Origin of the sequence: Acidithiobacillus ferriphilus (genome assembly GCF_018854775.1) — a bacterium.
GTDB lineage: Bacteria > Pseudomonadota > Gammaproteobacteria > Acidithiobacillales > Acidithiobacillaceae > Acidithiobacillus > Acidithiobacillus ferriphilus.
The window spans coordinates 1-11,950 of record NZ_JAAZTY010000131.1 but is presented as its reverse complement, the minus strand read 5'-3'; the positions used below and the strand labels follow the sequence as shown (position 1 = coordinate 11,950).

The window sequence follows — 11,950 nt, the reverse complement described above, 5'->3', positions numbered from 1 at the left end:
AGCGTGCGATCCCGCCGCATCTTGGCGCGACCATACGTCAGCATATCCTGGAGATCAGCCTGCATGCCTGTGGCTCGTACCTTGGTTACCAGAGCCTCCGCCAACCTTTTGGCGTTACCGGTCTCCGTACCAAACAAGATAGTGATACGCGCATCGGCATCTCCTGATATCCGTTGAACGTTGATCGTATTTCCAACCCCTGTCAGGTAACCGCTGGCCCAAAGTAATTGCTCGCGGCTCAAACTTTCGGCGAAACGCCGCAGGTCTTCCTGTTTGGAGGAAGGCAGCGGAACATCTGATCGTTGAAGCGATTCCATGTCATCCTCAAGGTTTTTAGAATTATTTATCGCGCAACTCGAATGGCTGCGATTTTCTGGAAGGCAGATCAAGAAGAATAGGCTCTTAGGGTTCTTGGTGTATCTGTGGATTCATTGCGGTGTGTACGAACCCGATCAACCATATGGGCGATCAGCGCGATTTCATGGGCAATGCAATATTGTTTTCTCGTCAAACCCCACTCCCGCAACTCATCAAGGTCTAATCCAACGTCGTCGCAGGGTACATCAAGCTCCTTACATGTCTTGCTATCATTGAGGAATCCGGCCATTTCGGCGATCTGATTGTTGCCTAGCACGGCTATGGCCATATCCATGGAGAGTTCCGCCGCCCCTGCCAGTTGTTCCCCAACCGCAATCGTCGCCGCGTTTAAACTACTGGTTTGGGTAAGAAAGGTGGCACGTTCAATGGCATTTTTACGGTTGATAATGATCATTCAGTGCTCCTTGTCCAAAACATAGTTATATTTTTGTAAGCCATACATCCCTTCTCCTCTTGGGATCTCGTGGCAAAGCTGGCAAAGGTGCATTAACGCTCCCTTGTGTACGGGGGTAAACTTGCCAGGCTCATCAAGGGTTTTGATTCTAAGTACGGATGTGCAAGGGGGGAAATACTGATATATTATATCTATATATAAATTAGATAGGTTGATGATCTCTCTGCTGAACTTGCAACAGGCTCTGTGCCTGTCTGCGCGGTGGTGCGCCAGAACTTCAAAGACGCTGCCGGTAGCCTGCATACGTCGCAGGCTGGGGTGAGCAGACAGATCCAGCTTTTGGAGGTCGAAATCCACGTTGAACTTTCTTGCGTAGGGACAAACGAATAGTCGGAATGACCGCAGAGAGAATATCCGCAAAGTGGGACAGGATTTCTTCTGGAGATTATGGAGAACTCGTGATTGACACTACCCGTACCCAAGCCCGATATACGCTCAGTAGTGCCGTTGGAAGGTATCATTAGTGTTGCCGAACGCTAATGACCGTCGGTTCCGGCGAGCAGCCGATGGCATCCGCTGGTTGCTGGTGCCGATGGGCATCATCGATACTGTTTACCGGGTAACGGAGCGATCGGTTGGACCCGTGGCGGGCCTCCTGATCCGTCTGTGGTTGGCAAAGGTCTTCTTTGTGTCGGGGATATTGAAGATTTTCGATCTGAGCGTCGCGCCCTATCTGTCTAATGTTGCCTATCCCGTGCCTTGGGTGGAACCGCTAAGCCCTACCTATCTGGGGGCAGCGATACAGATGCTTATTCCGGTATTGCTCGCACTGGGGTTGGCAACCCGGTGGGCCGCGCTGTACATGCTTATTCTCGTGCTGGTGGTCCAGTTCAACTATCTCGCCCTGGATATCAACCTGTACTCGGCAGTGCTATTCGGGTGGTTCGTGATATGTGGCGCGGGGCCGTTGTCGTTGGATCATCTTCTTGCGCGCGGATTAGGGGATACCGCGCTGCCCTTCGCCACCGCCCTAACCCGCCTGGCAAGCGCCGTTACGCGGTATCTCAAGCCATACTATCAATTGGTCCTCCGTCTATGGCTTGGCTTGGCGTTGCTGGTGGTAAGTCTGGGAGCGGTGATACCAATTCGTCTGGTAAAACTACTGCCGGGAAAATCGCTTGCTCATTTTACACCAACACCTACGCTGACGCTGGTGTGTGCGCTACTTATTGCTTTCGGCTTTGTTGCCCGTCCCGCGGTGCTAGTGCTTATCATGACCGTTGTCGGTATGCATATAACCGGCTCAGATGGCCCGGCGGACGTATATTTTGTGATGACGCTCGCACTTGTTGGCTTGTATGGGCCTGGCAGGTTATCGCTCGACAAATGGATTCTGGATGTCCTTCCCCAGATCAGTGGCGGGCAGGTATTCCCACTGGAAGGGGCGCCGCGCGTGGTGATCGTGGGCGCTGGTTTCGGCGGGCTGGCTTGCGCGGCGAAGTTGGCGAAAATAGCGGTGCACGTGACCCTGATCGATCGTCATAACTACCACTTATTCCAGCCGCTATTATACCAGGTCGCCACAGCGTCTCTGTCCCCTGCCGATATCGCCGCCACGGTGCGAGGCCTGTTTTGCGATCACCTCAACGTGCAGGTGCTGCTGGGTCAGGTGACCGGGATCGATACGGTCCAACAGGGAGTGTTAATCGGTAAGCGGCGTATACCATACGATTATCTGGTGATCGCCACAGGCGCATCCCACAGTTATTTCGGGAGGGACGAGTGGGAACCGTATGCGCCCGGATTAAAGACCATTGATGATGCGGTGGAAATACGACGACGGATTCTCTCCGCTTTCGAACGAGCGGAGGCCGCCGAAGATCCCGCCGAGCGGCAGGGTTTGCTCACCTTCGTGATTGTGGGAGGCGGGCCGACGGGGGTAGAGTTGGCAGGCGATATTGCCGAACTGGTGCGCCACGGCATGGAGAAGGAGTTCCACCATTTCGACCCGGCCAGCGCTCAAGTAGTTCTGGTCCAGTCGGCTCCGCGCCTATTGCCGACCTTTCCCGAGACGTTATCGGAGAAAGCGAAGCGGGCACTCGAACGATTGGGCGTCGAGGTCATGCTAAAAAGCAAGGTGGATCATATTGATCAAGAGGGAGTACTCATCAACGGCAAGCGCCTGGCGTCTCACACCGTGTTGTGGGCGGCAGGGGTCGTGGCATCGCCGGCGGCACAATGGCTCAATGCCTCGGCCGATCGTAGCGGACGGGTGAAAGTCCAAGCGGACCTCTCGGTAACGGGTCTACCAAATGTGTTTGTTATCGGTGATACGGCGCTGGCCAATGGCTGGAAAGGAAAACCGGTGCCCGGCTTGGCACCGGCGGCGAAGCAGGGTGGTGCCTACGTAGCCAGAGTGATTCGCAGAAAACTGCAGGGACAGCCTGCGCAACCACCATTCGCATACCGCCATATGGGTAGCCTAGCCACCATCGGCAGGAAAGCTGCGGTGGCAAGCTTCAACGGCGTAAACATGAGCGGCGCACCGGCCTGGTGGCTATGGGGTGTGATTCATGTGGCGCTTCTGGTGGGTTTGCGCAATCGAATCTCGGTGATGTTCAACTGGTTTTGGGCTTATCTCACTTTCAAACGGGGTACACGCCTGATCACGGGAGACGAGCGGCCGCTGGAAGCCGGAATAAATCCTACCGTAAGAACCTGATGCCCGATCCCACAACGTATGGCGATCCTCTCGCTGCGCTACTCACCCGTGTTCGCCATTGCGAACTTTGCGCCGGGCACCTGCCGTTTGGTGCGCGTCCGGTGCTGCAGATGGATTCGTGCGCCCGTATTTTGATCGCTGCGCAAGCACCGGGCAGGAAGGTGCACGAAACAGGTATTCCCTTCAACGATGCCAGCGGCGATAGACTTCGTGCCTGGCTGGGTATCTCCCGAGAGGTATTCTACGATGCCCGACAGGTGGCGCTCGTGCCCATGGGATTCTGCTACCCGGGTACCGGGACATCCGGAGACTTGCCGCCGCGGCCAGAGTGCGCTCGTGCCTGGCATGGGGAATTACTGCCGCATTTGCAGCATTTGCAACTCACCCTGGTCATCGGCCAGTATGCCCGGGCTTATCACCTTCCCGCCGAGACCGGGACACTGACGCAGGTGGTTCATGCATGGCGGAAAAACTGGCCCAACCTGATCCCGCTGCCGCATCCCAGCCCGCGTAATAATCTGTGGCTGAAGCGCAATCCGTGGTTCGAGGAAGAGCTCATCCCGGTGCTTCAGGGGCGCGTAGCCGAGGTGCTTGGGCATGACCGTTAACATGACATTCAGGAGTGCGTTGCCATCTACAGCGCCACCTTCATGGCGCTGAGACTTTTCTGGAATGAGTCCACAGCGATGACCATGTGTATGGCTCGCTGTGGCTGCTTGTGCGACGCGCGCTATGTCCCGCAAAAGGTTTTGAATGGCCCGAAATCCTCGGGGGCGGGCTGGGTATAGCTCTCCAGCCCCGGACGCTCCGCGAAGGGTTGTTCCAGCACGGCGAGCAGCGCTTTAAACGGGGTGAGGTCCTGGTCCTGCGTAGCGGCGGCCAGGGCTTCCTCGACTTTGTGGTTGCGGGGTATGTAGAGCGGATTGACCTGGTCCATAGCCTCGGCGCGCGCCTCCGCGGTGGTGCTTTCGCGCGCCAGCCGGGCCTGCCATTGCGCTAACCAGAGATCAAACGGCGCCGGGTTGGCAAAGTGGGCGCGGACCTGCGCCGGATCACCGCGCACTGCCGCTGATAAACCGCGGAAGACCTGTGTGTAGTCGGCATTCTGGCCTTCCATGGCGGACAAAAGAGCTTGCGCCAGCGCGAGATCGCCGTCCTCTGCCGTGGCCAGGCCCATCTTGGCGCGCATGCCATCGAGCCAGTGGCGGGTGTAGAGCGTAGGAAAATCGTTGATCTGCTCGGTCAGCAGGCGCACGGCCTCATCGGCGTCGGGGTGAACCAGATCAATCAGCGTTTCGGCGAAGCGCGTGAGGTTCCATTGTGCGATCAACGGCTGGTGGGCATAGGCATAACGGCCCTGCGCGTCGATGGAGCTGAAAACCGTCTCCGGATCATAGGCATCCATGAAGGCGCAGGGGCCATAGTCGATGGTCTCGCCGGCGATGCTCATGTTGTCCGTGTTCATCACACCGTGGATGAAACCGACCAGCATCCAGCGTGCGATGAGTGCGGCCTGTGCGGCGGATACCGCAGCAAAGAGGCTGAGATAGGGATTATCGGTTCCTTTCAAGGTGGGGTAGTGGCGAGCAATAGTGTAGTCGGCCAACCGTTTGACCTTGGCACTTTCGTTGCGCGCGGCAAAGAACTGAAAGGTGCCGACGCGAATATGGCTGGCGGCGATGCGGGTGAGGATGGCGCCGGGGAGCGATGTTTCCCGACGGACGGTTTCCCCCGTCGTGACGGCGGCCAACGCGCGAGTGGTGGGTATGCCCAGCGCATGCATGGCTTCGCCGATGACATATTCGCGCAGCACCGGCCCCAGTGCCGCCTTGCCATCGCCGCCCCGCGAAAAGGGCGTGCGACCGGAGCCTTTCAGTTGCATATCCCGGCGCCGACCATGGCGGTCGATCAACTCGCCGAGCAAGAGGGCGCGGCCATCGCCCAATTGCGGGGAGAAATGACCGAATTGATGCCCCGCATAAGCCTGGGCGAGCGGATGCGACCCTTCCGGCACTTGCTTCCCCGAAAAAATGGCGGCACCGAGATCGCTATCCAGCGCCGCGCTATCGAGCCCCAGTTCTTCGGCTAGCGCGTAGTTCAATAGCAGCAATCGGGGCGCCGGAGCAGCGGCGGCCTGCCAGGGGGCGAAAAAACCTTCCAGATCGCGCGCATAGGTATTGTCAAAATGTAATAACACCCTACCCATCCGTCATTCCTGATGCACCGGCTCTGGTATCTCCAGCTTCACCGCACCACTCTCCAGACGCGCAGTGATTCGCGTGCCCTTGGGCAGGTCGCCAAAGAGGATATGCTCCGCCAGCGGCTTCTTCAAGTGCTCCTGAATAATCCGCGTCATCGGCCGTGCGCCCATCTGCGGGTCGTAGCCCTTGTCTGCCAGCCACTGTCGTAGTTCGGCGCTGATCTCCAGGCTGTAGCCCTTTTGCAATAGCTGCTCGTCCAGTTCCATGATGAACTTGTCTACCACATGCAGCACCGTCTCCTTAGAGAGCGGTGTGAAGGGTACGACGGCATCCAGGCGATTACGGAACTCCGGCGCGAAGACCCGGCGGATGGTTTCCATCTCCCGTCCGCTGTCATCCTGGGGCGTAGTCATGAAACCGATGGCGGCCTTGCCGCGCGCTTCGGCCCCCGCGTTGGTGGTCATGATCAACACTACATTGCGGAAGTCCACTGTGCGACCGCCAGCATCTGTCAGCTTGCCGTGATCCATCACTTGCAAAAGCACATTGAAGATATCCGGGTGTGCCTTCTCAATTTCATCCAACAACAGCACCGCATGTGGATTGCGGCTCACTGCCTCCGTCAGTTGCCCAGCCTGATCATGCCCGACATATCCCGGCGGTGCGCCGATGAGCCGCGACACCGTATGCCGCTCCATGTATTCACTCATGTCGAAGCGCAGTAGCGGAATGCCGAGCAGGCTGGCCAACTGCCGACTGAGTTCGGTCTTGCCCACGCCGGTCGGGCCGGAGAAGAGGAAATTTCCCACCGGCTTTTCATGGTGGCGCAGGCCTGCCCGTGCCATTTTGATAGCTGCGGAGAGTTCGTGGATGGCCTTTTCCTGACCGTAGATGACGAATCCCAAATCCCGCTCCAAGTTCTTCAGCGCCTGACGGTCGTTAATAGAGACATTCTTGCCCGGAATACGGGCCACCCTGGCGACCATCTCTTCAATATCGTGAACGCCGATGCTTTTCTTGCGCCGGGATGCAGGCAAAAGCGCTTGCGCGGCGCCCACCTCGTCGATGAGATCAATGGCCTTGTCGGGCAGATGACGATCATGGATATGCTTGACAGACAGCCCTACCGCCGCGCGCAGGGCGGCGTCGGTATAACGCAGGCCATGATGCTGCTCGAATTGCCCCTTCAGTCCGCGCAAAATCTGCACGGACTCCTCCTGAGAGGGCTCCGGCACGTCAATTTTCTGGAAGCGGCGGGTGAGCGCTCTGTCCTTCTCAAAATACTGGCGGAACTCTTGATAGGTGGTCGCCCCGATACACTTCAGTTCACCAGAGGCGAGGGCGGGCTTCAGCAAATTGGAGGCATCCATGGCGCCGCCCGAGGCGGCCCCGGCGCCGATCAAGGTATGAATCTCGTCAATGAAGAGGATGCTGTTGGGTTTCTTGCGTAGTGCCTTCAGTACCCCCTTCAGGCGTTCTTCAAAGTCACCCCGATAGCGGGATCCGGCGATCAATGCCCCCAAATCCAAGGCATAAATGGTCGCATCTTCCAGCATCTCCGGCACCTTGCCGGCGACGATGGCGCGTGCAAGGCCCTCGACGATGGCGGTTTTCCCGACTCCCGGTTCACCAACGAAGAGGGGGTTGTTTTTTCGGCGCCGCGCCAGCACTTGCAGGGCCCGGATCAATTCCTCCTGGCGTCCGATCAGCGGGTCCAGTCGTCCGGCTCGCGCCATGGCGTTGAGGTTGCGCGCATAGACGGTAAGCGGGTCTTTACTATTTCCCTTCTTTTCCGTGGTGCCTTCGACTTCCTCTTCTTCCTCATCCATGACTTCATCCTTGCGCATGCCGTGTGCTAGAAAGTTGACCACATCAAGTCGTGTAACATGCTCTTTATGCAGGAAATAAACGGCGTGTGATTCTCTTTCGGCGAAGATGGCGACAATGACATTCGCCCCCGAAACCGCCTCCTTACCTGCCGACTGCACATGGTAGAGGGCGCGTTGAATGACCCGCTGAAAACCCACAGATGGTTGGGTATTGACCGTTCCTGCAGGACCTATGGCGGGTACCTTGCGTTCCAGAAACTGCTGTAATTCCGCCGACAGATGCGCGCGATCGGCACCGCAAGCGCTGAGCACATCAACGCCGTCAGGATTATCCAGAAGAGCAAGCAGGAGATGTTCCACGGATGCATATTCATGTCCGTACCGACGGGCGATCTGAAAGGCCTGATTGATGGACTGTTCTAGGGATTTATCAATCATGGTTCACTCCTTTTCCATGATACAACGCAGGGGGTGCTGGTGTTGCCGGGCATCGGCGGTGACCAAGGCAACCTTGGTTTCCGCCAGATCATAAGGAAAAATCCCGCAGAGTCCCTTGCCCTGCTGATGTACCGCTATCATCACCGCGACTGCCTCGTCATGGGGCTTGTGAAAATACGTCTTAAGAATATGAACCACATAGTCCATGGGGGTAAAATCATCATTGACCAGCAGCACCCGGTACCTTCGGGGCTCCTGTACCTGTGGCTCGCGCTCCAGGATGGTGCTGCGACGATGCTGCGTTTTACCCATGACCTACACCCCGTAGTATTTGACATCCGTTGTCATTGTGGCGCGTGCCCTCCGCTCTGGCAAGATAGTCCATCAGTAAGATCGGCATATCTTATATCCCTTGAAGATGGGGTCGCCGACGGCAAAAAAAAACGCCGGGGGAAAACCCCGACGCTTCCTACTCAAGCGATATGGAAATTACTTGGTGATATTGATTTTCGCCTGGCTGCGCAGATCGGAGACAAACTTGGCGGCCTCTTGCTGTTGCAACTGCGCCTTGATACGGGTTTTCATGGTGCTCAGTGGCGGAGGGGTCAGGGCACGGGTCGCCTGGACCTCGATCACATGATAGCCGAACTGGGTCTGCACTGGACCAACGGGCTTGTCGATAGGGGCTGTCTCAATGGCCTGAGCGAAGGGCGGAACGACCATGCCGGGGACAATCCAGCCCAGCTCGCCACCGTGGGCGGCGCTGGCCTTGTCAATGGAGTCTTTCTCCGCTAGGGCGGAGAACTTTTGGCCAGCCTTGAGTTCAGCCACAATCTTGTCGGCTTCGGCCTTGGTTTTCACCAGAATGTGACGCACTTCGAATTCTTTTTTACCCATGGCCTGGACGAACTTGTGGTAGGCGCTCTGAATATTGGCCTCGGGAATCGGATGATCTTTCACATACTGGTCCACCGCCGCATCGGCCAGGATCTGGCGCTTGGCTATGGCCAGACGTTGCTTGACATCAGACGACTGGCCCAGCTTGTGATGGATGGCGTACTGCGAAAGTACTTCCATGTTTACCAGATTCTGCACCACTTGCTCGCGGGCATTGGGCTCTTTGGCAAGCGCCGGGCTCATGGACATGATGGCCTGCACCTGGCTGTTGTCGATGGCGGTACCATTGACGGTGGCGACAGGGGCAGCAAAAGCAGGTACTGCAAAAGCGCTGACTGTGGCAGCAAGAATGACCGCGCGAAGTTTCATAAATTTTCCTTCAGGTTAAGTGATGCTGGCCCTATTATCCATAGTGGCGGACAAAGGGGAAGTCTCAGGAGTACTACGTTGCAGTGGCGCCTCTGTTTCCCGACGTTTTTCAGGACCGAGGAGAAGCTCCACCAGGGTAAGAGCAAAATCCATAGCTGTACCAGGTCCCCGTGAAGTAACCAGGGGGCCGTCAACCACTACGGCACTTTCTTGATAGATATAGTCCGCGCTCTGCGGGTCGAGGATGCCTGGATAGGCGGTGACTTGGCGCCCGTCGAGCAGATGGTGGGTGGCCAGCATGCCAGGTGCCGCACAAATGGCGGCAATAATCTGCCCCCGCCGATGCCTTTCCCGCAGGAGCTGGATAAGCGGTTGATGCTTTGTCAGTCGCTGCACGCCCCTATTGCCGCCAGGGAGCAGGATTATATCGATATCAACATTGACCACATCGGCTAACAGCGCATCGGGTTGCAGACGCAACCCGCACCCACCGGTGACCAATCCTGCGTCGAGTCCAGCGAGGACAACTTTTAAGCCTGCCCGTCGTAGAATATCGCAGGAGATCACCACCTCCATATCCTCGAAGCCATCCGCTACAGGGATAAGCACCTGCATTGCCGAGGTCACCATAGCCCTGTTCCTCTATTTTAAGAATAAACGCACAATCCCTAGCATTGGGCAGCCCGAACAACCCTTCTTGGTTCGACCGTGCGCGTGCGAAATTTATCCGTGATCAGCACATGACAAAGCAAAATGTTTCTATCGGGATTATTGTCCCACTGCCTTTGGAAGGGGGATCACGGTATCGACGGTATGCCCCTTCCCCTGCACCGGGACGGCCTTGCCTTCTAGGATGGCGAGCGCTTCGTGCAGAGGGTAATCCTTGGCCAGATCTGGCTTTAGGACATCGCTGGCGGCCATGACCTCATCTTCCTTGGTGGACTGGGCAGTGGCAGGGACCGGTAGGGCGATGGTGTACTGGGGGGTGGCCTTGCTGCACTCATCCGGCGCTTTCAGCACGCCGTGTAGTTCCGATTCGTTCAGGAGGTCGGCATTCAGGGCGCGCTGCTGTGCATTGGCTGGCTGCACCTCAATGTTGGGAACGATACCTTGGCTCTGGATGGAGCAGCCCGCCGGGGTGTAATAGAGCGCAGTCGTCAGTTTGAGGGCACCGCCATTGCCCAACGGCATCACCGTCTGCACCGACCCCTTGCCAAAGCTGTGTTGACCCATGACCAGAGCACGGTGATCATCCTTGAGAGCGCCGGTGACAATTTCGGCTGCCGAGGCCGAGCCGCCATTGATGAGCACAATCATGGGCGCGCCGTGGAGATAGTCTGGACCATGGGCGGAGAAGCGCATGTCGCTGCCGACGGTACGGCCTTTGGTATAGACGATCAGTCCCTTGTTCAGAAAGGTATCCGCCGTCTCGACCCCGGCCCCGAGCACTCCACCCGGATTATTGCGCAGGTCGAGGATCAAGCCGTTGAGATGCCCGTTGGCCTCCTGCTCCAGATGCTCTACGGCCTTGCGGGTCGCGCTGCCGGTGTTTTCCTGAAACTGACTGATACGGATGTAGCCATAACCGGGTGCAAGCATGGCCGCGCGCACACTCTGTACCTTGATGATGGCGCGGGTCAGGGTGAAGTGCAGGGGCAGAACCTGGGGGGGGCGCAAAATGGTCAGGGTTACCTGCGTACCGGGTTTGCCACGCATCATATCAACACTTTTTTGCAAGCCAATGCCCTGTAGGACCTTGCCGTCAATTTTGACGATGAGGTCGCCTGATTTGATACCCGCCTTCGCCGCCGGGGTGCCGTCGATGGGGGCAACGACTTTAAGTACCCCATGATCCCCCGTTACCTCGATCCCCAGCCCACCAAACTTGCCATTGGTGAGTACTTGCATTTCTTTGAATTCTTTTGGCGACAGATAGGCGGAATGAGGGTCCAGGGCGTTGACCATGCCATTGATGGCGCCATCCATCAGTTTTTTATCGGAAGTGGGGTCGACGTAATTGGATTTGATGATCGCGAAGAGCTGACTGAAGGTCTGGATTTGTTCCAGCGGGATTGTATCCCGATTCTTAGCCGCATAAACAGTGGCGGCAAGGCTGATGCTGACGCCCAGAACGAGCCCGACACCAACGCCCAGGAAAGTACCGCGGAGCGGTTTAGGGAAGCGGGGAGTGGACATGGATGAAATCTCCGAGGGTATGGCTGCAACCTGTGGCTATTTGCGGCAAGAGGAAGGCGACCGGCAATATGGTGCATCTCATAAAAGCTAGGTTACCCCTCAATTGTGAATGTAGTACAAGGGATTAACAGGGTGTCCCGCGTTGCGCATCTCAAAATAGAGGCCATCGTTCCCCAATTCCCCACCATTACCAACGCTGCCTACCTGACGACCTGTAGAGACCTGTTCTCCGACGTGGACATCGGTAGCACCCAAGTGCCCGTATATGGCTAACAAACTGTGTGCGATTTGCACGATGACGATTTGTTCATAGCCCCGTAAAGGCCCTGCATAAAGTACCATGCCGGGCGCAATGGCGCGAACCGGTGTCCCCGCCACGGCCTGGAAGACAATACCTTGCCAGTTGAGTCCGCCAGTCACCCGCGGGGCACCAAAACGGGCGCTGATAGGCCCGTTTACCGGTGCCGGGTAGGGGCCGTGGCCGACGATGGGTGTTGCCGGCAATGCGGGCGCTAACATTGGCGGG

The 11,950-nt window shown here is 57.3% G+C and carries 11 protein-coding genes and 1 pseudogene; 3 read left to right on the top strand and 9 right to left on the bottom strand.

The window, feature by feature from the left end; translation table 11 throughout:
• Both HF921_RS09625 and HF921_RS09620 read right to left on the bottom strand, forming a co-directional pair.
• A pseudogene (locus HF921_RS09625) lies at positions 1-317 on the bottom strand (diflavin oxidoreductase); the annotation flags it as partial.
• Between the two features lie 68 nt (positions 318-385).
• On the bottom strand, positions 386-772 hold the full coding sequence (locus HF921_RS09620) for a hypothetical protein (protein ID WP_226824911.1): 387 nt from the start codon (positions 770-772) through the stop codon (positions 386-388).
• A 246-nt stretch (positions 773-1,018) separates the two neighbouring features.
• Here HF921_RS09620 and HF921_RS13685 point away from each other — a divergent pair, with 246 nt between their 5' ends.
• The 3 genes from HF921_RS13685 to HF921_RS09605 all read left to right on the top strand — a co-directional run bounded on the left by HF921_RS13685 (position 1,019) and on the right by HF921_RS09605 (position 4,102).
• A complete protein-coding gene (locus tag HF921_RS13685; protein ID WP_325757507.1) occupies positions 1,019-1,162 on the top strand; it encodes a LysR family transcriptional regulator in 144 nt (47 codons plus the stop codon).
• Between the two features lie 133 nt (positions 1,163-1,295).
• Positions 1,296-3,494, top strand: coding sequence for an FAD-dependent oxidoreductase (locus HF921_RS09610; protein ID WP_215861155.1), 2,199 nt, complete (start codon positions 1,296-1,298; stop codon positions 3,492-3,494).
• Entirely contained in the window at positions 3,494-4,102 is a 609-nt protein-coding gene (locus HF921_RS09605; RefSeq protein ID WP_064219083.1) for a uracil-DNA glycosylase family protein, read from the top strand. The genes HF921_RS09610 and HF921_RS09605 overlap by 1 nt, the downstream gene beginning before the upstream one ends.
• 122 nt (positions 4,103-4,224) lie before the next feature.
• Here HF921_RS09605 and HF921_RS09600 read toward each other — a convergent pair whose 3' ends face one another.
• The 7 genes from HF921_RS09600 to HF921_RS09570 all read right to left on the bottom strand — a co-directional run.
• Positions 4,225-5,700 (bottom strand): protein adenylyltransferase SelO, encoded by a 1,476-nt coding sequence (locus HF921_RS09600; RefSeq protein ID WP_064219084.1) that lies wholly within the window; start codon positions 5,698-5,700, stop codon positions 4,225-4,227.
• Positions 5,701-5,703: 3 nt separating this feature from the next.
• The gene (clpA, locus tag HF921_RS09595) at positions 5,704-7,962 is read right to left on the bottom strand and encodes an ATP-dependent Clp protease ATP-binding subunit ClpA (protein ID WP_064219085.1); all 2,259 of its coding nucleotides are present in this window, start codon (positions 7,960-7,962) and stop codon (positions 5,704-5,706) included.
• A 3-nt stretch (positions 7,963-7,965) separates the two neighbouring features.
• Entirely contained in the window at positions 7,966-8,274 is a 309-nt protein-coding gene (gene clpS / locus HF921_RS09590; RefSeq protein WP_064219086.1) for an ATP-dependent Clp protease adapter ClpS, read from the bottom strand.
• A 177-nt stretch (positions 8,275-8,451) separates the two neighbouring features.
• Positions 8,452-9,228, bottom strand: coding sequence for a peptidylprolyl isomerase (locus HF921_RS09585; protein ID WP_064219087.1), 777 nt, complete (start codon positions 9,226-9,228; stop codon positions 8,452-8,454).
• Positions 9,229-9,243: 15 nt separating this feature from the next.
• Complete coding sequence (locus tag HF921_RS09580) at positions 9,244-9,858, bottom strand: DJ-1 family glyoxalase III (protein ID WP_064219088.1); 615 nt, start codon at positions 9,856-9,858, stop codon at positions 9,244-9,246.
• Between the two features lie 138 nt (positions 9,859-9,996).
• Entirely contained in the window at positions 9,997-11,424 is a 1,428-nt protein-coding gene (locus HF921_RS09575; protein ID WP_064219089.1) for a S41 family peptidase, read from the bottom strand.
• A 99-nt stretch (positions 11,425-11,523) separates the two neighbouring features.
• Positions 11,524-11,950, bottom strand: a 427-nt coding sequence (locus HF921_RS09570) for a murein hydrolase activator EnvC family protein (RefSeq protein ID WP_215893730.1), incomplete at its 5' end; no start/stop codon positions are given.